The organism is Streptomyces sp. NPDC096079 (assembly GCF_040303145.1).
GTDB lineage: Bacteria > Actinomycetota > Actinomycetes > Streptomycetales > Streptomycetaceae > Streptomyces.
The window spans coordinates 89,060-108,350 of the sequence record NZ_JBEOST010000003.1; the positions used below are offsets into that span (position 1 = coordinate 89,060).

Below are 19,291 nucleotides of genomic sequence, written 5' to 3' on the forward strand. Positions count from 1 at the left end.
CCCTTAGACTCCCCTCAGTGACAGGCTGCGGCCCGAGGGGCAAGATGGGGCCGGCCGGCCGATAGGGCGAGCACGTGCAGTGCGTCAGGGAGGAAGCGTCGTCGTGAGCAGCAGGCCATCCCGAGGCGCTGCTCGCCTCGCAGCCATACTCGACGCCCTCCCCGACGGCCTCGTGCTCGTCAACTGCAACGGCACGGTCGTCAACGCCAACACCATCGCCCTCGGCATGTTCGAGACGCCCGGCACCGCGCTCGTCGGGCGCGGACTGCTCGACCTGCTGCCCGGCTTCGACTCGCGCCTCATCCCCGGCTCCATGCGCCGCCCCGAGGGCACCGACGAGCGGGGCCGCACCAAGCCCGCGCGGATGATCGCCCGCCGCACCGACGGCAGCGAGTTCGCCGTCGAGGTGACCAGCGCCAGCCTGGAGGACGGCCGCGAGGCCTACGACTCGTACGGCGGCTACACCGGCGACGAGCTGCTCATGCTCGTCGTGCGGGACCTCACCGGGACCCTCGACACCGAGGCCGAACTCGCCCGCTCGCAGCGGCAGACCGAGATGATCCTGCGCGCCGCCTCCGAGGGCGTCGTCGGCACCGACACGGACGGCCGCGTCGTCCTCGTGAACCCCGCCGCCGCGCAGATCCTCGGCTACCGCGCCGGGGAGCTCGGCGGCCAGGAGCTGCACCCGCTGATCCTCGCCAAGCGGGCCGACGGCGAGCCCTTCCCGTACGAGGAGTCCCCCCTCGCGGACACCCTCAAGTCCGGCCGCAAGCACCGGGTCCGCGGACAGGTCCTGTGGGCGAAGAAGGGCGACCGGGTGCCGGTCGACCTGACGACCGCTCCGGTGCGGGACGGGGACCAGCTCGTCGGCGCCGTGATGACCTTCACCGACCGCAGGCCGTACGAGCAGCTCGTCGAGGAGCACGCCGCCGAGCTCGCCGACCGCGCCGAGCGGCACGCGGCGGAGCGCGAGGCGCAGGCGGAGAAGTACGCCTCCCTCGCCGCCCGCCACGAGCAGCTGACCGCCGTCCTCGCCGAGTCGCTGCGCGGGCCCCTGGACGAGCTGCGCACCCAGCTGGGCACCCTCGCCGCCGACGACGCCGGGCAGCTGTGGCCCGAGGCCAACCAGGTCCTGCACCACCTGGCCGCCGGGTACGCCCGGATGACGGCCCTCGTCGACAACGTCCTCGGCTACCAGCGTCTCGACGCGGGCGCCGAGAAGCTCGACAAGGCCGTGGTGCTGCTCGACGGGGTCGTGTCCGGCGGCATCGACGGCGCCGTGGAGCTGATCGGTCCCGGCCGCGCCCAGTTCGCCGTGCACGCCCCGCCGATCGAGGCCGAGGTGGACGCGGCCCGGCTGACGACCGCGCTCGCGCACCTCGTCGCGGACGTCGCCGGCGTCGACGCGACCGGCAAGAGCAAGGCCGAGCGGACCCCGAGCGATTCCACGATCGTCGTGGCGGCCGCGCAGCGCGGTGATGTCGTACGCATCGAGGTCCGCGGTCCGTACGCGGGCGGCGACCCGGTGCACGGGCCCGTCGTGCGCGGCATCGTGGCGGCGCACGGCGGCGTCGTGCAGACCCACGAGGTGCCGGGGACGAGCGGCGGTGCCTATGTGCTCGAGGTGCCGGTCGGCGCGGGACGGGGCACGGTCCCCGCTCCGGACCGTGCTCCCTCGGGTGGCGGCCGCGAGGCCCTCGCCCTGCCCGCGCAGGCTTCGGGACCGGCCGCCGGAGCGGACCCGGGTTCCGGTGCGGGATCCAGCACCGGTTCCGGTACGGGGTCCGCGCCCGGTCTGGCTTCCGGGCCCGTTCCCGCTTCGGTCTCCGGGCCCGTTCCCGTCGCCGATGCGGGTGTCGAGGCCTCCGGTTCCGGGCGGCGGCGGGCCCGGCGCGGCTCCACCGACGCCTTCCTGGAGAGCGCGGTCGCGCCCGAGGCCACCGAGCCCAGTGGCCGCCGCCGTGCCCGTACGGGAGAGTCCGCCGGTCCCGCCGAGCTGATCCCCGCCCAGCAGAACGCGGCCGTGGACGCCGCGCGCCCGGTGCCGTCCGGCGTGCCCGCCCCCGTCCCGGCGCCGACTCCCGCGCCCGTCGCCGTGGAGCCCACCGGGCGCCGTCGCGGCAGGCCCGCCGAGGGCTCCGTGGTGACCGCCGCCGAGGGCGCCCAGGGACGTGCGGCGCTCGGCGCCGCCGTACCGCCGCAGGGCGTGGCCGTCGAGCCCTCCGGGGCCCCCGCGCAGGCCCTCGCGCTGCCCGCCGTCGCCTCGTCCGCCGTCGCGCCGTCCGCCCCCGAGGAGGCTCCGGCACAGCCCAGCGGGCGTCGTCGGCGCGCGCTGGCCGCCGCGCAGGAGCGGGCCGCCGCCGCCGAGGCCGGGCCCCGCACCCCGTTCGCGCTGCCGCCCGCCGAAGCCGACCGCGACGCCGAACCGGTCCTCCCGGCGGCCGCTCCCGCGACCCCGCTGCCCGTCTCGGACGAGGGACAGCACGAGGCCGTACGCGGCGTCCCCGGCAGCGACCACGCGCCGCCGCAGCCGCACCCGCAGGCCGAAGGCGTGGCCGTCGAGCCGACCGGGCGGCGCCGGGCCGTTACGGTCCCGCAGCCGGAGCCCGCGCTTCAGCCCGAGTCCCGGAAGCCCGCCGGGACCGGCACCGGTTCCGTACCGCTGCCGCCCGAGCTGCCGATGCCGGCGACCGTGTCGAAGGACTCGACCCAGGGGCGGGCGTTCAGCGTCCGCACGCTCGGGCAGGGCGTCCCGTTCGTCCCGCCGGCCGGTCCGGTCGCGCCCGGCACCTCCGCCGCGCCCTCCAACGGCTCGGGGCGGCGGCGCAGGCTCGCCACCCCGCCCGAGATCGACCCGCCGGTCCCGGCCGCGCTGCCCGCGCCCGAGGCCAGGCCGCACCCGCAGCCGACGGCACCGGCTCCCTCGCCGCACGACACCCCGGCCGAGGGCCGCGCGTACGCCATAGGAGCGCCCGCCGAAGGCTCCGCCGAGGGGCCCGAGCCGCTCGACGGCCCCGGCGGCGCGGTCGAGGTCGCCAACCGGCCCGCCCCGCGCCCCGTCGACGACGAGCTGCCCCCCGAGCCCCTCGACAACCCCCGCCGGCTGCTCGTCTGGCCCGCGCCCGACGTCTCCACCCAGCAGGCGCTGAGCGACCGCGGCTACCGGCCGGTGATCGTGCACTCCCGCGAGGAGGTCGACGCGCAGATCGCCGCCTTCCCCGCCGCGCTCTTCGTCGACCCGCTCACCGGTCCCATCACCCGCACCGCGCTCCAGTCGCTGCGTCAGGCCGCCGTCGCCGCCGAGGTGCCGGTGCTGCTCGCGGCCGGGCTCGGGCAGGCGACCCGGGAGGCGGCGTACGGCGCCGATCCGGCCGTACTCCTCAAGGCGCTGGCGCCCCGCGACAGCGAGCAGCACCCGTCCCGGGTCCTGCTGATCGAGGAGCACGAGTCGATCGCCGACGCGCTCGCGGCCACCCTGGAGCGGCGCGGGATGCAGGTCGCGCGGGCCGCCACGGACACCGAGGCGGTCACGCTGGCCACCCAGACCCGGCCGAACCTGGTGGTGATGGACCTGATGCAGGTGCGCCGCCGCCGGGCCGGGATCATCGACTGGCTGCGCGCGAACGGGCAGTTGAACCGCACGCCGCTCGTCGTCTACACCTCCGCGGACCTCGTCGAGGAGGAGCTGCCGAAGCTCGACTCCGGCGAGACGGTCCTGTTCCTCGCCGAGCGGTCGAACAGCGCCGAGGTCCAGGCGCGGATCGTCGACCTGCTCGCGAAGATCGGCACCAACTAGGGCACCGGCACGGACGGGAACGGGGAGGGCCTCGGCCCTCCCCGTTCCCGTCCGTGCCGGTGCCCGTCCGGAGAGCCCTAGAGCTGGGTCACGTCCAGCTCGCCCTCCGCGTACTGCCTGCGGATGACCTTCTTGTCGAACTTGCCGACGCTCGTCTTCGGCACCGCCGGCACGATCGCCCACCGCTCCGGCAGCTGCCACTTCGCGATGCCGCCCTCGTCGGCGAGGAAGGCCTTCAGCATCGCGTAGTCCGCCGTCGCGCCGTCCTTGAGGACCACGGTCGCGAGCGGACGCTCGCCCCACTTCTCGTCCGGCACCGCGACGACGGCCGCCTCGGCGACCTCCGGGTGTGCCATGAGGGCGTTCTCCAGCTCGACGCTGGAGATCCACTCGCCGCCGGACTTGATGACGTCCTTGGCCCGGTCGGTGAGGGTGAGGAAGCCGTCGGGGCTGATCACGCCGACGTCGCCGGTCTTGAGCCAGCCGTCCTCGCTGAACTTGTCGGCGGGCCGGATCTCCTCGGCGTCGATGCCGCCGAAGTACGAGCCCGCGATCCAGGTGCCGCGCACTTCGAGCTCGCCGGCCGACTCGCCGTCCCAGGGCAGGTGTTCGCCGCCGGGGCCGACCAGCCGGGCCTCGACGCCGGCCGGGAAGCGGCCCTGGGTGACGCGGTAGGGCCACTCCTCCTCGGAGGTGAGGCCGTGCGGCGGGTGGGCCATGGTGCCCAGCGGGGAGGTCTCGGTCATGCCCCAGGCGTGGCAGAGGCGGACGCCGAGCCGGTCGTACGCCTCCATGAGGGAGGGCGGACAGGCGGCTCCGCCGATGGTGACCTGGGCCATCGAGGAGAGGTCGCGGGGGTTCGCGGTGACCTCGGCGAGCAGGCCCTGCCAGATGGTGGGGACGGCCGCCGCGTGGCTCGGCCGCTCGCGCTCGATCATCTCGGCGAGCGGGGCCGGCTGGAGGAAACGGTCCGGCATGAGCATGTTGATGCCGGTCATGAAGGTGGCGTGCGGCAGGCCCCAGGCGTTGACGTGGAACTGCGGGACGACGACCAGGGTCGTGTCCTTGTCGGTCAGGCCCATCGACTCGGCCATGTTCACCTGCATGGAGTGCAGGTAGATCGAACGGTGCGAGTACACGACGCCCTTGGGGTCCCCCGTGGTGCCGGAGGTGTAGCACATGGCGGCGGCCGAGCGCTCGTCCAGCTCGGGCCAGGCGTACGCGGTCGGGCGGCCGGCGATCAGCTCCTCGTACTCGTGGACGCGCGGGGCCGCGCCGTCCAGGAGGGAGCGGTCGCCCGGGCCCGCGACGACGACGTGCTCGACCGTCGGCAGGTGCGGGAGCAGCGGGGCCAGGAGCGGGAGCAGCGAGCCGTTGACGAGGACGACCCGGTCGGCGGCGTGGTTGACGATCCACACCAGCTGCTCGGGCGGCAGACGGAGGTTGAGGGTGTGGAGCACCGCGCCCATGGAGGGGATCGCGAAGTACGCCTCGACGTGCTCCGAGTTGTTCCACATGAGGGTGGCGACGCGCTGGTCGCCGGTGACGCCGAGTTCGTCGCGCAGGGCATGGGCCAGCTGGTGCGCGCGCGTTCCGGCCTCCGCGAACGTGCGGCGCTGCGGCTCGGGCTCGCCCGTCCAGGTGGTGATGGTGGACTTCCCGTGGATCGTCATCCCGTGCTGGAGGATGCGGCTCACGGTCAGTTGTACGTCCTGCATGGTGCTGTACACGGGGCGTCCTCCCGGTGGGCGCTACGTGGCAGAAGGGGTGTGGAGATTCTGCGCACGTACCGCGCGGTATGTCACTACCCGAGAGTACGGAAATTGCCAGTGATTACTGGCGGGAGCCGCCAGGGCCTCGCCCGCTCCTACCGCACGGGCGTCAGCTCCGGGTCCTCGCGGAGCTTGCCGAGCGCCCGGGACACCGCGCTCTTGACCGTACCGACCGACACCCCGAGCACTTCGGCCGTCTGGGCCTCGCTGAGGTCCTCGTAGTACCGCAGGACCACCATCTGGCGCTGCCGCTCCGGCAGCTTCAGGACCGCCCGCCACATCGCGTCGTGCAGCACCTGCCGCTCGGCCGGGTCCGGCTCCGGGAGGCCGACGGGCTCGGGCAGCTCCTCGCACACGAACTCGTCGACCTTGCGCTTGCGCCACTGCGACGTACGGGTGTTCAGCAGCGCGCGGCGGACGTAGCCGTCCAGCGCCCGGTGGTCCTCGATGCGCTCCCAGGCCACGAAGGTCTTGGCGAGCGCGGTCTGGAGGAGGTCCTCCGCGTCCGAGGGGTTGGCGGTGAGGGAGCGCGCGGTGCGCAGGAGCACGGGCCCACGCGCCCGTACGTACGAGGTGAAGGTCGGGTACGACGCGTACTGCGAGGCACCGGCGCAGACGGGGCCAGAGGGTGGCGGAGTCATGACTCCACGCTAGGAGCGCGCGGCACCCGGCGGATCGGCCCCAGGTCCCGACCCGCCGTCCGCCTCAGGTTGTAGGGGTGGGGATGCCCTCACCTCCTCTGGGTGGAGGCTGTCTCCACCCGGCTCAGGGTCGGAGCGCGCGGGCGAGGGGCGCCGGGGCCCGTCGCACGGCGCGGCCCGGGTGACGGGCGGGGCTCAGGGGCGGCTCGAGTCGACGAACGTCAGGGGGACCGGGACCCGTGCCGTGGACCGGGCCGGGGCGGTGACCCGCGCGACGGGCGCGTCGATCGCGTTGCGGTCGATCGCGAGGGTACGCCCGCCGTACGTCTCCGTGACGTTCCCCGCGTACTGGTGGATCCGGGCGTGCGGCGTCCAGGCGTCCGGATGCAGCACCGACTCGGTGAGCAGCGCAGGCGTCCCCCGCCAGCGCGCGAACCACATCACCTCCGGCAGGTCCTTCGTCCCCGCCCGCCGCTGCGCCTCCATGTCCCGCACCCCCGTGTCCACGCTGCTGTAGAAACCGGGCACATAGCCCAGCCGCCGCACCTCCCGGTTCCAGGCACGGACGAACGCGAGGGTGGTCGCGGCGCAGCTCGCGTCGTCCCGCCGGTACGCCTCGATGTCGAGGTAGAGCGGGCTGCTCGTGCCGATCCCCAGCGCCTTCGCCGCCTTCACCGCGTCGCCGCCCTCCTTGGTGCCCTGGGTCACGGGAGCGCTGCCGATGGCGTACTTCCGCTTGGCGAGCGAGTCCACGCACGGTGCCTGGGAGCCGACGAACAGCGGCAGCAGCCGCCAGCCCATGGAGTGCGCGGAGGCGACCCAGGCGGGCGTGAGCTCCTTCTGGACGGGGCAGCCGCGCCCCCGCCCCCCGAAGTAGATCCCGACGGCCCCGTACGGCGACCCCCGCCAGGCCTTCATCACCGTGAGGGACGGCGCCTCACAGGTGTCGAACGCCTTCCCGGCGAAGAGCACGGGCGCCGCGAGCGCGGGCGCCGCGAGCACGGGCGCCGCGAGCGGGGGCGCCGCGAGCGGGGCACCGGGTGCGGGCGCCGGGGCGCCGGGAGCGCGTCCGGGTCCGGGTGCGGGCGCGGGGGCGCCGGGGGCGGGCGTGCCGGGGCCGGATTCGGTGGCCCCGGTCGTGGCGGCCCTCCCCGAGGGGGAACCCGCCCTGATCGAGGTGGCGGTCATGGTGGTGGCCCGGACGGAGCCGGTGGTGGTCGCGGCCCTGACGGAGGCGGTCGCGGCGGACGCCGTCGTGGCGGCGGTCGTGGTGGCGGCGGTCGTGGTGGCGGCGGTCGTGGTGGCGGTCGTGGCGGCGGCGGTGGTCGTGGTGGCGGTCGTGGCGGCCCTGGCGGTCGAGGGGCGGTCGGACCTGGTCGTCGGAGGTGGGGCGTTCAGGAGGGCCGCGCCGGCCAGCACCACCAGCACGGCGGCGGCCACGGTCCGCGCCCCGGGAGGCGGCGCGGTGCAGGGGCGGACGGGGACCGAGGGCGGGGCCGGGACGTACGCGGGGGCGGCTTCGGATGCGGGCGACCTACGAGTGCTCATGGCGCGAGTGAAGATCCACCCGCCCCGACCGGCCACCGCTCAGGCCGTCGCCTCAGCCGTCCGTGCCCAGGATCAACCCGGACGTGGGAACCCCCGTGCCCGCCGTGACCAAGGTCCGGGCCGCGCCGGGTATCTGGTTCACCGAGGTGCCCCGGATCTGCCGGACGGCCTCCGCGATGCCGTTCATGCCGTGCAGGTACGCCTCGCCGAGCTGCCCCCCGTGGGTGTTCAGCGCAAGCGCGTCGGCCGCGACGAAATCGGCCGCCTCCCCCGGTCCGCAGAAGCCGAACTCCTCCAGCTGCATCAGCACGAACGGGGTGAAGTGGTCGTAGAGGATGCCCACGTCGATGTCGGAGGGCGCCAGTCCGGACGTCCGCCAGAGCTGCCGGGCCACCACGCCCATCTCCGGGAGCCCGGTCAGGTCGTCCCGGTAGAAGCTGGTCATGGCCTCCTGCTTGCGGCCGGCGCCCTGGGCCGCCGCGAGGATCACGGCGGGCGGGCGCGGCAGGTCGCGGGCACGCTCGACGGAGGTGACGACGATCGCCTGGCCGCCGTCGGTCTCCTGGCAGCAGTCGAGGAGTCTGAGCGGCTCGACGATCCAGCGCGAGGCGGCGTGGTCGGCGAGGGTGATGGGCTTCCCGTGGAAGTACGCGGCGGGGTTGCGGGCCGCGTGACGCCGGTCGGTGACGGCGACGTGGCCGAAGGCGTCCGGCGTCAGACCGTACGTGTGCAGGTACCGCTGTGCCGCCATGGCGACCCAGGAGGCCGGGGTGAGCAGCCCGAAGGGCAGCTGCCAGCCGAGCGCGGCGCCCTCGGCGGAGGGCTCGCGCTGCTGGACCCCCGAGCCGAAGCGGCGCCCGGAGCGCTCGTTGAACGCCCGGTAGCAGACGACGACCTCGGCGACCCCCGAGGCGACGGCGAGGGCGGCCTGCTGCACGGTGGCGCAGGCGGCACCGCCCCCGTAGTGCACGCGGGAGAAGAACGACAGCTCGCCGATGCCGGACGCCTGGGCGACGGTGATCTCGGGGTTGGTGTCCATGGTGAACGTGACCATGCCGTCGACGTCGGCGGGGGTGAGCCCGGCGTCGTCGAGGGCGGCGCGCACGGCCTCGACGGCGAGGGAGAGTTCGCTGCGGCCCGAGTCCTTGGAGAACTCGGTCGCCCCGATCCCCACGACGGCCGCACGCCCGCCGAGCGTGTCCCTGGTGCGGACGCTCATGGCGTCACCTCCACGGTGACCGTGCCGGTGACGTGGTGTCCGAGCCCGTTGGCGCCGATCACCCGGACGCTCGCCGTGGCGCCGTCCACCTCGGTGACCGTGCCGGTCAGGACCATGGTGTCGCCGGGGTAGTTGGGGGCGCCGAGCCGGATCGCGACCCGGCGCAGGACGGCCCGGGGGCCGAAGTGGTCGGTGATGTACCGGCCGACGAGCCCGTTGGTCGTGAGGATGTTCATGAAGACGTCCGGGGAGCCCTTCTCCCGCGCCAGTTCGGCGTCGTGGTGCACGTCCTGGTAGTCACGGGAGGCGATGGCCCCGGCGACGATCAGGGTGCGGGTGATCGGGATCCGCAGCGGCGGCAGCTCGTCTCCGGGCTTCATGGGGGTCATGGCGGTCATGACGGGGTTCCCTTCGCGAGCAGATCGCCGAGTTCGGCGAGGAGTTCGGTGCCGCAGCCCAGGTAGGCGTCGAGCTGCCGGCCCCACAGGAAGTGCCGGTGGACGGGGTGGTCGAGGTCGGCGCCCATGCCTCCGTGCAGGTGCTGCCCTGCGTGCACGACCCGTTTGCCCGCCTCGGAGGCCCACCAGGCGGCGGTGAGCGCCGGCCCGCCCGCGTCGAGACCCTCGTCGAACCGCCAGGCGGCCTCGTAGGCGGTGACCCGGATGGCCTCGGTGTCCATGTGGGCGTCGGCGGCCCTCAGTTGCACCGCCTGGTGGGTCGAGAGCGGGCGCCCGAACTGCTCCCGTATCGACGTGTACTCCACGGCGCGGGCGAGGGACCCGGCGCACACCCCGGCCTGAAGCCCGGCGAAGGCGATCCGCGCGGCGGCGAGCACGTCGTCGTACGCACCGGGAGCGATGGCCCGACCCGGCCCGTCGGCGCCGGGCGGGGCCCCGAGCCGCTCGGCGGGCGTCCCGTCGAGGACGAGCCGGGCGGCGGCCCAGGGCGCGGTGAGCTCGACGGCCTCGACGGCGGCCGCGTCCTCGGTGCGGACCAGCCACAGGGCGCGGTCCTCGTCCGGCACGAGCACATGGGTGGCGTCCCTGAGCCACGGCACCCACTCCACGACCCCGCTGAGCCGCTCGCCGCCGCGCGAGCCGATCGTGCCCGGTGCCGGGAGCGCGCCCGTCACCACCGTCGTACCGTCCCGGAGCCCGGGGAGGAGGCGGGCGCGCTGCTCGTCCGTGCCGTGCCGGGCGACGGCGAGGATCCCGTACACACAGCTCGCGGCGAACGGCACCTGTGCCGTCCTGAGGCCCTGCTCCTCCAGGAGCAGGACGAGACCGAGCAGACCGGTCTCCTCGACCGCGCCCGGCAGTCCGGCGGCGCAGAGCGCCTTCCACAGTTCGGTGTCCGTGCCGGTCCCCGCGGCCCGGAGCCGCTCGTGGGTGGCGAGGTCGGCGAAGATCCGCCCGGCCAGCTCCCGGGCGGCCTCCTGCTCCTCGGTGGGGGTGAAGTCCATGTCAGTCCTCCCCTCCCGCGCGGAAGACGGGAAGCTCCAGCTCCTCGTCGACCCGCAGGAACTCCAGCCGCACCGGCATCCCGATCCGCACCTTGTCGTACGGCACCCCCACCACGTTGCTGATCATCCGGACCCCCTCGGCGAGTTCGATCAGTCCGACCGCGTAGGGGGGCTCGAAGGCCGGGAAGGACGGGTGGTGCATCACCACGTACGAGAAGACCGTCCCGGTGCCGGCCGCCTCGACCGCGTCCCACTCCCGCGAGCCGCAGTCGGCGCAGCCCGGCAGCCAGGGGAAGCGCGGGGTCGCGCAGTCGCGGCAGCGCTGGATCAGCAGCCGGTGGGCGGCCACACCCTCCCAGAAGCCGGCGTTGTCCCGGTTGACGACGGGCCGCGGCCGCCGGGCCGCGGGCTTCGGCGGCTCCGCCTTCCGGGCCGCGGGCGCGTACTTGAGGATGCGGAAGCGGTGGGTGCCCGCGAGCTCGCCGTCCGCCCGGACGTCGGTCCGCGTGGTCACGAAGTGCCCGGTGCCCAGCTTGGTGGTCTTGCGCTCCGACACGGACTCGATGACGGTGTCGAAGCCGATCCGCTGCCCGGGGCGGAGCGGCCGCAGGTACTCCTGCTCGCAGTCGGTCGCGACGACCGAGGTGTACCCCGCTCCGTCGAGGAGGGCGAACAGCTCCTCGTACGCGGACGACCGGTCCGTGTGCCCGGAGAGACCGCCCATCGTCCAGGCCTGGAGCATCGTGGGGGGCGCGACGGCGTCGGGTCCCTCGTAGGCGGGGTGGGTGTCCCCCATGGCCTCGCACCAGTGCCTGATCATGGGCAGGTTGACCGGGTCCTTGCCGGTCCCCGCGGTGGCGGCGGGCCGCCCCTCGAAGGCCACCAGCCGCTCGTACAGCGCGTCCGCCGGTTCCGTACGGGCCGCGGCGGCACGCTCCCTCCCGCCCCCGTCCGACCGCTCCGTACCGCTCATCGACGGCCCCTCGCCTTCATGCCGAGCCGCATCCTCGCGACGATCTCGCGCTGCACCTCGCTCACCCCTCCCCCGAAGGTGTTGATCTGCGCGGCCCGGTTCATGCGCTCCAGCTCACCGCCGTCGACCTCCCCCGGCGATCCGCCTCGCACCGTCCCCGGCCCGCCCGCGATCTCCTGACATATTCGATACACCTCCACCGCCGATTCGGTTCCCGCGAACTTCACGCCGCTCGCGTCCCCCGGGGCCAGCCGGCCGGCCCCCACGTCCCCCACCAGACGCCAGTTCAGCAGGCGTGTCGCGGCCAGGCGGGCGTGCGCTTCGGCGGCCCGGATCCGTACCCACGGCTCGTCAATGCGGCGCCTGCCCGTCACCGGATCGGGGGTACGCGCCCGGTCGAGGACGGCCGCGAAGAAGTCCTCGGCCTGCATGCCGATCGCGGCCAGGGCGACCCGCTCGTGGTTGAGCTGGCTGGTGATGAGGCCCCAACCGCCGTGCTCGGGTCCGACGAGGTGCTCCGCGGGGACCCGTACGCCGTCGTAGTAGGTGGCGGTCGTGGTCAGCCCGCCCACGGTCTCGATCGGCGTCCAGGAGAAGCCGGGGGAGGCGGTGGGGACGAGGAGGATGGAGATGCCCCGGTGCGGCGCCGCGTCGGGGTCGGTGCGGCAGGCGAGCCAGATCCAGTCGGCGTTCTGCGCGTTGGAGGTGAAGATCTTCTGTCCGTCGATCACCCAGGAGTCCCCGTCCCGTACGGCCCGGGTGCGCAGGGAGGCGAGGTCCGTGCCCGCCTCGGGCTCGCTGTAGCCGATGGCGAAGACGGTCTCGCCGCGCAGGATGCCGGGCAGGAAGGTGGCCTTCTGTTCCTCGGTCCCGTACGCCATGAGCGTGGGTCCGACGGTGTTGAGGGTGACCATCGAGACGGGGGCGCCCGCGCGGTACGCCTCGTCGAAGAAGACGAACTGCTCGTCGGGCCCGCGGCCCTGCCCCCCGTACTCCTCGGGCCAGCCGAGGCCGAGAAGCCCGTCCGCCCCGATCCGCCGGAGCAGCCGCCGCTGGGCGGCACGGTCGCCGGCGGCGGGCGGCCCGTCGGGCATCAGCTTCCGGAAGTACGCGCGGAGTTCGGCGCGCAGCCGTAGCTGCCGCTCGGTCGGGGCGAGGTGCACGGCGACGGCCTCCCGTGGGACGACTGAGGTTTCTGACTGTCCGTCAGATTCCGGTCCGGTGTCAAGCCGCGGGAAAGCGGGACGGCCCGCGCGGCGATACCGAAGTACCGTCGCGCGGGCCGTCGTTCACACCACGGTCACGCCCCCCGTCGGGCCGGTGTCCGTGCGGGGGTCACCACCACGGGTGGAAGTTGACCACGTTGTTGGACTGGCCGATGCTCGTGAAGGCGGAGCCGTTCACGCTCGCGGTGTTGTTCTGGTTGGAGGCACCGGAACCGGTCGCCACCTGCTGCGTCGTGGTCGAGTTGCCGAAGTTGTCCCCACCGACGCCGCTGCCGATGATCGAGGCGACGCTCGTGTTCGATCCGTCGTCCGCGAAACCGCCGTTGTCGGCCTGGGCCACCCCGGTGAAGAGCGCGGCGGCGAGGGGCAGGGCGGCGGCAGCGGCGAGGATGCGGGCGGTACGGATGCTTGCCATGTCTGTTCCTCCGGGAACTCAAAGCTGATGCTTCTGCACGGAACTGCGCTGTGGAACTTCTCTACGGAATTTCCATGAACTAGGGCCATTCCCAAGGCAGTCGGCCTACCGCCTCGGTTGTTGTGCTCGACGTCGCGAATCCAGAGTTGCCCACCGAATCCCCGGCGAACCACCCCGGAGCGACCGATTCCCCCGCAAGCGTGAGGACAAGCCGATAAACCCCGGCAGGATGAGGAAACCCGCAGCTCACGCGGGCGGAGGGGGCCCTGACAGCGGCCGGGGACAGCACGACCGGTGCGCCGCAAGGGAGGAAGCGTTCCGGCAGATTTTCCTCCCATCCTTCTCTCGGAACGCCACGACGGCGCGTCTCGACCGCCGAGGAATCGCACAGGGAATTCCACGACGGAAGAGTGTTCGGAAAACGCGCGGCCGGTGGCTACGAGGCCTCTCGCAGGGCCTCCTCGAAAGCCCCGTACGCCGCCGCGTCGAAGAGCACGAAGCGGACCTCCTCCACTTCGGTGCGGGCCGCCCGTACCGTCTCCACGGCGATCCGGGCGCCGTCCGCCATCGGCCAGCCGTAGATCCCGGTCGAGATCGCGGGGAAGGCGACCGTGCGGTCCCCCGACTCGTCCGCGACCCGCAGCGACTCGCGGTAGCAGGAGGCCAGCAGCTCCGAGCGGTCCTCGTCCCGCGACCAGACCGGTCCGACCGTGTGGATCACGTGCCGCGCCGGCAGCCGCCCCGCCGTGGTCGCCACGGCCCGCCCGGTCGGCAGCCCCTTGCCGTAGTGCGAGCGGCGCAGGTCCTGGCACGCGGCGAGGATCTCGGGACCGCCCTTCCGGTGGATGGCGCCGTCGACCCCTCCGCCGCCGAGCAGCGAGGAGTTCGCGGCGTTCACCACCGCGTCCGCCGCCTCGGCGGTGATGTCCCCCTGGACCAGCACGATGCGCACCACGACAACAGCCTTCCCTCCGGCCCTCCGTATCCGGTCCCGGATTCAAACCGCCCGGCCCACACCGGGCAACCGAAAAAGAGGGGGCGCCCCGGAACGGCCCGGGGCACCCCCTCCTGACGCGTGTGTCACTGCTGCGGCGGGCGGTCCTGACCCTGGTCGCCCAGCTGCTGCTTGAGCTTGTCCTGGGCGGTGTCGACCTGGCTCTGGTACTTGCCCTGCGTCTTCTCGTCGGCGAAGTCGCCGGCCTTGTCGACGCCCTGAGAGGCCTTGTCCTCGTGGCCCTTCAGCATCTGCTTGAGCTTGTCCATCACAGACATCCTGACCTCCTAGCCGCTGTTCCAGCCCTTCCAGCATCGAGGCCCCTCACCACAACCGCATCCGCAGACCGCCCGGGCGTCCACGCGAAAGGGGTGCTCCTTGTCAGGAGCACCCCTGGTGACCAGCGCATACGCCGATCCGCTGCGGTGGGTGTGGGATTTGAACCCACGGTGACTCGCGCCACGACGGTTTTCAAGACCGTTCCCTTAGGCCGCTCGGGCAACCCACCCTCGCCCCGGCCCACCTGGGGTGGAGCGGGCTACAGCGTACCGGCTGCGGGGGTGGGGCGGGTCAGCTGTCGCCCGTGCGTTCGCCGAGGACGACCGTGGCCGTGGCGGTCTTGCCGTCGCGCTCGTAGGTGATCTTCACCGAGTCGCCCGGCTTGTGCGTCCAGATCTCGCTGATCAGGGTGGGGCCGCTGTCGATCGGGTGGTCGTCGAAGCCGGTGATCACGTCGCCGCCCTTCAGGCCCGCCTTCGCCGCCGGGCCGCCGGGCGTGACCGAGGCCGTGCCACCGGAGCCCTGGCTCGCGATCGTCGCGCCCTCGCCCTTCTGGTTCATGCTCACGGTCGCGCCGATCACCGGGTAGACCGGCTTGCCCGTCTTGATCAGCTGCTGGGCCACGTTCTTCGCCTGGTTGACCGGGATCGCGAAGCCGAGGCCGATCGAGCCGGCCTGCGACTGGCCGAACCCGCCGCTGGTCGACTGGATGGCCGAGTTGATGCCGATGACCGCGCCGCTCGCGTCGAGCAGCGGCCCGCCGGAGTTGCCCGGGTTGATCGAGGCGTCCGTCTGCAGCGCGCTCATGTACGAGTTGCCGCCGCCGGAGCCGTCGCCTGAGGCGACCGGGCGGTTCTTGGCGCTGACGATGCCCGTCGTGACCGTGTTCGACAGGCCGAACGGGGCGCCGATCGCGATCGTCGAGTCGCCGACCGCCACCTTGTCGGAGTCCCCGAGCGGCAGCGGCGTCAGCCCCTTCGGGGCGTCCTTCAGCTTCAGGACCGCCACGTCGTAGCCCTCGGCCCGGCCGACGACCTCCGCGTCGTACGTCTTGCCGTCCGAGAACGTCACGGACAGCGTGCCGCCGTCCGCCGCCGACGCCACCACGTGGTTGTTGGTGACGATGTGGCCTTCCTGGTCGTAGACGAAGCCGGTGCCCGTGCCGCCCTCGCCCTCCTGGGCGCCGCCGGACTGGGCCTGGATCGTGACGACGCTCGGCAGGGCCTTCGCCGCGACCGCCGCGACCGTCCCCGGGTCCCGCTTGAAGGAGGCCGGGGCCTGGCCGGAGGAGACCGTGGTCGAGCTGAAGCCGTTGTCGCCGCGCTCGGCCGCCCAGTAGCCGATGCCGCCGCCGATGCCGCCCGCGACGAGCGAGGCGATGAGGACGGCCGCCACGAGGCCGCCGGTCCGCTTGCGCGGGGCGGGGGGAGCGGCCGGTACGGGCTGCTGCGGGGCGCCCCACGCGGGGACGGCCGGAGGGGGCGGCGGCCAGCCGCCGGCGGGGGCGGCCGCGACCGCCTCCGGCGCGGGGGCCTGGACGGTCGGGGCCGTCGGTGCGGGGGCGGGGGCCTGGACGGTCGGGGCCGTCGGTGCGGGGGCCTCGGCCGGGACCGGGGCCTGGACCGCCGTCGGCTCGTCGCCGGACGGGGCGGCGGGGGAAGCCGGGGAGGTCTCCTGGGACTGCGGGGCCGGCGTCTCGCCCGCCGGCTCGCCGGCCTTCGGCGGTACGGGAGGCGTCGGAGGGGCGGACGGCGCAGCCGGGTCCGCCGGAACCGGCGTGCCCTCGTTCTCGGTGCTCACAGCTCGCTCTCCTCGTTGACTGCGCGGGGTCGGGTGGTCGGGGTCCTCACGGGCTCCAGGGTGCTGCACCAGCTTTTCCCACAGGACGTCAGGCCGCTGTAAGGCGGAGCTGTGCGTTCGCACTCCATCCTTTATATACGGACAGAACGGACAGCATCAGGGGTGCCCGCGCCACCCCGCCAATGGCACCATGACGCCGTGACTCACGCACGGCAGCACCCGAACCGCGTCCCCCTCCAGGTCGTCGCCCACCGCGGAGCCTCCGAGGACGCACCGGAACACACCCTGGCGGCCTATGTGAAGGCCATCGAGGACGGCGCCGACGCCCTGGAGTGCGACGTCCGGCTCACCGCCGACGGCCACCTGGTCTGCGTCCACGACCGGCGCGTCGACCGCACGTCGAACGGCCGCGGAGCCGTGTCCGCCCTGGAACTCGCCGACCTCGCCGCCCTCGACTTCGGCACCTGGAAGGGGCGGGACGACTCCGGCGAGAGCCCCGACTGGAAGGACCCCGGCGCCACCTCCGTCCTCACCCTGGAACGGCTCCTGGAGCTGGTCTCCGACGCCGGGCGCCGGGTCGAGCTGGCCATCGAGACCAAGCACCCCACCCGCTGGGCGGGCCAGGTCGAGGAGCGGCTGCTCCAGCTCCTCAAGCGTTTCGGCCTGGACGCGCCCGCGTCCCCCGCCGACTCCCCCGTACGCGTCATGAGCTTCTCGGCCCGGTCCCTGCACCGGATCGCCGCCGCCGCGCCGACCCTGCCCACGGTCTCGCTCGCCCAGTTCGTCTCGCCCCGGCTGCGCGACGGACGGCTCCCCGCGGGCGCGCGCATCGCGGGCCCGTCGATCCGGATCGTCCGGCACCATCCTGCGGTGATCCTGCGGCTCCAGAAGGCCGGGCACCAGGTCCACGTGTGGACCGTGGACGAGGCCGAGGACGTCGAGCTCTGCGAGCGCCTGGGGGTGGACGCGATCATCACCAACAGGCCGAAGCAGGTGCTCGGCCAGCTGGGCCGCGCCTGAGCTGCGGGGCACCTCTCCCGCCGCTCCTTTCCCTTGTGCCACAAGGGGTAGCGGCCCTCACAGGGTGTGCACCGGCGCGTTCCGCGCGTACGCGATCGTCACGAGTGCCTCATCCCACGCTGATTGGCCGGTTTCCGGTCCAGGCCATTGGGGCATCCACACGGTGGCGTGGGGCAAAGGAGGTCTCGGGGGTGGCGTTGGTGGTGGCACAGGAGGTGCCCACGTCGTCGAGCATGGCCGTACCCCATGGCCCTGCGGGCGTGGGTGAGGCGCGACACCGGATGCGGGACGAGCTGTACCGCAGCGGGGTGTCCGAATCGGTCGTCGACGACGCGGTACTGATCCTTTCCGAGCTGCTCAGCAATGCCTGTCGCTACGGCAGGCCGCTGGGACACGCGGAGCGGGGCGAGGGCGATGTACGGGCGGCCTGGCGGGTCGACCCGGCGGGCGGCCTGCGGGTCGAGGTGACCGACGGCGGTGGCCCGACACGGCCCGTCCCGTCGACGCCCTCGGTCACGGCACGGGGCGGCCGCGGGCTGAACATCATCGGGGCGCTGGCCCGGGACTGGGGCGTGCGGGACAGCGCGACCGGCGAGGTCACGGTCTGGGTGGTGGTCACCGAGGGGCACCGGCGCGAGGACTTCGCGGCGCGCGTCGGCGGCGGCCCGGGCCTCGACTTCCTCGACGCGTACGACGATCTGGACTGACGCCGAGGAGCGGCGACCGCGACGAAGAGGGGCGTTCGGGCACGGGGTGCCTGGACGCCCTCGTGATGTCCGGGCCGTACGAGAGGCCTTGGGCCTCCAGGCCGCACCCGGGCCGTACGAGACGTCCTGACCGGCTTCTCGAACCAGGTCCTGAGCTCGGCGCGGCCGTTGTCGGTGATCCGGGACCCGCGGCCCCGAGCGCCCGCCGCCCCGCCTGAACGGCGTCGGCGCCCGGTGCGGCTAGGCTCGCGCCCGATACAGCACCGCACTCCGCACAGCCGCGATCGGGAGATAGCCACACCATGGCCAAGAAGCGCCCCCAGACGAAGGCCGGCAAGGCCGGCCAGGCACAGGTCACGAGCGGGGAGATCCCGGTCGTCGGCGCGCGCGAGCCGTGCCCGTGCGGTTCGGGCCGCCGCTACAAGGCGTGTCACGGCCGGGCCGCCGCGCACGCCGTGACCGAGCTCGTCCAGCGCCCCTTCGAGGGCCTGCCCGGCGAGTGCGACTGGGTCGCGCTCCGCGAGCTGGTGCCGGCCGCCACCGTGCCGCTCACCCTGAAGGGCGGGCTGCCCGAGGGCGTGCCGTCCGTGACGCTCGCGACCGTGCTGCCGATGGCGTGGCCGGCGCTCCGCCGCGACGACGGCTCCGTCCTGCTCGCCCTGCAGAACGACTCGACCTCGGGCGACCTGGCCCGTGACCTCGCCGACACCCTCCAGCGCGCGCTGGAGGTCGAGCCGGGCACTCCGGTGCCCGCGCGCCGCGTGTCGGCCGAGGGTCCGCGTCTGCAGGAGCTGCTCGACGCGGACGCCCCGTTCGAGCCGGAGGTCCACTCGGGCTTCGAGTTCTGGATCCCGCAGTCGGCGGACGGCGCGGACCCGGAGGTCGCGGCCTCCCTGGAGCGGGCCAACGCGGCCGCGATCCCGACCGTGAAGCTGGCGGGCGTCGACTCCGCGTACTGGTGCGAGACCCCGGACAAGAACCACCTGCGCTGGGTCATGCCGCACCCGGAGGAGAAGCTCCTCGACGCGCTCGCCCGCCTCCATGCCGGCGAGGGCACCTCGCTCGGCGGCGACACCCGCCTCGTCGGCTCCTTCCGGGCGCACGGCCTGATGGTGCCGGTGTGGGACCTGCCGACGTCGATGACGGCCGAGGAGTGCGAGAAGCCGGCGGCCGAGTTCGCCGAGCGGCTCGCCGCGGCGCTCGCCTCCGACGCCCCGCTGACGGCGGAGGAGCGTCGGGCGCGCGGCGGCCTCACGAACCGTCAGGTGACTCTCAGCTGATACCCCAGGTGGTATCGGTGACTGACAGACCGACCAGTCGGTGACTTCCGCCACAAGGCGGGTCTCCGGACGGGTAAATCCCTGTCCGAATAACCGAGATCGAATTTGCGAACAGCAGATCTCTTGTTACCGTTCTGGAAGCCCGGTCGCTGGTGCATC

The 19,291-nt window shown here is 73.8% G+C and carries 16 protein-coding genes and 1 tRNA gene; 4 read left to right on the plus strand and 13 right to left on the minus strand.

All coding sequences use genetic code 11. From position 1 onward, the window contains the following. Positions 1 to 103: 103 nt before the first annotated feature. Positions 104 to 3,796, plus strand: coding sequence for a PAS domain-containing protein (locus ABTY59_RS07815; RefSeq protein ID WP_352018017.1), 3,693 nt, complete (start codon positions 104 to 106; stop codon positions 3,794 to 3,796). 77 nt (positions 3,797 to 3,873) lie between these two features. Here ABTY59_RS07815 and ABTY59_RS07820 read toward each other — a convergent pair whose 3' ends face one another. The 13 genes from ABTY59_RS07820 to ABTY59_RS07880 form a co-directional block, all read right to left on the minus strand. Then, complete coding sequence (locus ABTY59_RS07820) at positions 3,874 to 5,526, minus strand: long-chain fatty acid--CoA ligase (RefSeq protein WP_352018018.1); 1,653 nt, start codon at positions 5,524 to 5,526, stop codon at positions 3,874 to 3,876. Positions 5,527 to 5,663: 137 nt separating this feature from the next. Further along, positions 5,664 to 6,209 (minus strand): SigE family RNA polymerase sigma factor, encoded by a 546-nt coding sequence (locus ABTY59_RS07825; RefSeq protein WP_352018019.1) that lies wholly within the window; start codon positions 6,207 to 6,209, stop codon positions 5,664 to 5,666. A 195-nt stretch (positions 6,210 to 6,404) separates the two neighbouring features. Next, positions 6,405 to 7,757 carry a DUF1906 domain-containing protein gene (locus ABTY59_RS07830; RefSeq protein WP_352018020.1) on the minus strand — a complete coding sequence of 451 codons (1,353 nt, stop codon included), beginning with the start codon at positions 7,755 to 7,757 and terminating at the stop codon, positions 6,405 to 6,407. A gap of 52 nt (positions 7,758 to 7,809) precedes the next feature. Continuing rightward, the gene (locus ABTY59_RS07835; protein ID WP_352018021.1) at positions 7,810 to 8,976 is read right to left on the minus strand and encodes a lipid-transfer protein; all 1,167 of its coding nucleotides are present in this window, start codon (positions 8,974 to 8,976) and stop codon (positions 7,810 to 7,812) included. Further along, positions 8,973 to 9,356, minus strand: a complete 384-nt coding sequence (locus tag ABTY59_RS07840) for a MaoC family dehydratase (protein ID WP_352018492.1) — start codon at positions 9,354 to 9,356, stop codon at positions 8,973 to 8,975. The genes ABTY59_RS07835 and ABTY59_RS07840 overlap by 4 nt, the downstream gene beginning before the upstream one ends. A 14-nt stretch (positions 9,357 to 9,370) precedes the next feature. After that, the gene (locus tag ABTY59_RS07845; RefSeq protein WP_352018022.1) at positions 9,371 to 10,438 is read right to left on the minus strand and encodes an acyl-CoA dehydrogenase family protein; all 1,068 of its coding nucleotides are present in this window, start codon (positions 10,436 to 10,438) and stop codon (positions 9,371 to 9,373) included. A gap of 1 nt (position 10,439) precedes the next feature. Continuing rightward, complete coding sequence (locus ABTY59_RS07850; RefSeq protein WP_352018023.1) at positions 10,440 to 11,411, minus strand: bifunctional MaoC family dehydratase N-terminal/OB-fold nucleic acid binding domain-containing protein; 972 nt, start codon at positions 11,409 to 11,411, stop codon at positions 10,440 to 10,442. Beyond that, the gene (locus ABTY59_RS07855; RefSeq protein WP_352018024.1) at positions 11,408 to 12,574 is read right to left on the minus strand and encodes an acyl-CoA dehydrogenase family protein; all 1,167 of its coding nucleotides are present in this window, start codon (positions 12,572 to 12,574) and stop codon (positions 11,408 to 11,410) included. The genes ABTY59_RS07850 and ABTY59_RS07855 overlap by 4 nt, the downstream gene beginning before the upstream one ends. Before the next feature lie 172 nt (positions 12,575 to 12,746). Further along, positions 12,747 to 13,052, minus strand: coding sequence for a hypothetical protein (locus ABTY59_RS07860; protein ID WP_352018025.1), 306 nt, complete (start codon positions 13,050 to 13,052; stop codon positions 12,747 to 12,749). Positions 13,053 to 13,488: 436 nt separating this feature from the next. Further along, positions 13,489 to 14,007, minus strand: coding sequence for an O-acetyl-ADP-ribose deacetylase (locus ABTY59_RS07865; RefSeq protein ID WP_352018026.1), 519 nt, complete (start codon positions 14,005 to 14,007; stop codon positions 13,489 to 13,491). A 125-nt stretch (positions 14,008 to 14,132) separates the two neighbouring features. Then, complete coding sequence (locus ABTY59_RS07870; protein WP_352018027.1) at positions 14,133 to 14,324, minus strand: antitoxin; 192 nt, start codon at positions 14,322 to 14,324, stop codon at positions 14,133 to 14,135. A 145-nt stretch (positions 14,325 to 14,469) separates the two neighbouring features. Further along, positions 14,470 to 14,554 (minus strand) — tRNA-Ser (locus ABTY59_RS07875). A 62-nt stretch (positions 14,555 to 14,616) separates the two neighbouring features. Further along, positions 14,617 to 16,125: a S1C family serine protease gene (locus ABTY59_RS07880; protein ID WP_352018028.1), complete on the minus strand. Its 1,509-nt coding sequence runs from the start codon at positions 16,123 to 16,125 to the stop codon at positions 14,617 to 14,619. Positions 16,126 to 16,323: 198 nt separating this feature from the next. Here ABTY59_RS07880 and ABTY59_RS07885 point away from each other — a divergent pair, with 198 nt between their 5' ends. The 3 genes from ABTY59_RS07885 (at position 16,324) to ABTY59_RS07895 (ending at position 19,132) form a co-directional block, all read left to right on the plus strand. Beyond that, positions 16,324 to 17,145 carry a glycerophosphodiester phosphodiesterase gene (locus ABTY59_RS07885; RefSeq protein WP_352018029.1) on the plus strand — a complete coding sequence of 274 codons (822 nt, stop codon included), beginning with the start codon at positions 16,324 to 16,326 and terminating at the stop codon, positions 17,143 to 17,145. A 104-nt stretch (positions 17,146 to 17,249) separates the two neighbouring features. Continuing rightward, entirely contained in the window at positions 17,250 to 17,852 is a 603-nt protein-coding gene (locus ABTY59_RS07890; RefSeq protein ID WP_352018030.1) for an ATP-binding protein, read from the plus strand. Between the two features lie 302 nt (positions 17,853 to 18,154). Continuing rightward, positions 18,155 to 19,132 carry a DUF5926 family protein gene (locus ABTY59_RS07895; RefSeq protein ID WP_352018031.1) on the plus strand — a complete coding sequence of 326 codons (978 nt, stop codon included), beginning with the start codon at positions 18,155 to 18,157 and terminating at the stop codon, positions 19,130 to 19,132. Positions 19,133 to 19,291 lie beyond the last annotated feature (159 nt).

Bases quoted from the DNA above. Each gene is read 5' to 3' on its own strand.
- ABTY59_RS07825 (WP_352018019.1), bottom strand. From the start codon at position 6,209: ATGACTCCGCCACCCTCTGGCCCCGTCTGCGCCGGTGCCTCGCAGTAC.
- ABTY59_RS07830 (WP_352018020.1), bottom strand. From the start codon at position 7,757: ATGAGCACTCGTAGGTCGCCCGCATCCGAAGCCGCCCCCGCGTACGTC.
- ABTY59_RS07835 (WP_352018021.1), bottom strand. From the start codon at position 8,976: ATGAGCGTCCGCACCAGGGACACGCTCGGCGGGCGTGCGGCCGTCGTG.
- ABTY59_RS07840 (WP_352018492.1), bottom strand. From the start codon at position 9,356: ATGAAGCCCGGAGACGAGCTGCCGCCGCTGCGGATCCCGATCACCCGC.
- ABTY59_RS07845 (WP_352018022.1), bottom strand. From the start codon at position 10,438: ATGGACTTCACCCCCACCGAGGAGCAGGAGGCCGCCCGGGAGCTGGCC.
- ABTY59_RS07850 (WP_352018023.1), bottom strand. From the start codon at position 11,411: ATGAGCGGTACGGAGCGGTCGGACGGGGGCGGGAGGGAGCGTGCCGCC.
- ABTY59_RS07860 (WP_352018025.1), bottom strand. From the start codon at position 13,052: ATGGCAAGCATCCGTACCGCCCGCATCCTCGCCGCTGCCGCCGCCCTG.
- ABTY59_RS07870 (WP_352018027.1), bottom strand. From the start codon at position 14,324: ATGTCTGTGATGGACAAGCTCAAGCAGATGCTGAAGGGCCACGAGGAC.
- ABTY59_RS07895 (WP_352018031.1), top strand. From the start codon at position 18,155: ATGGCCAAGAAGCGCCCCCAGACGAAGGCCGGCAAGGCCGGCCAGGCA.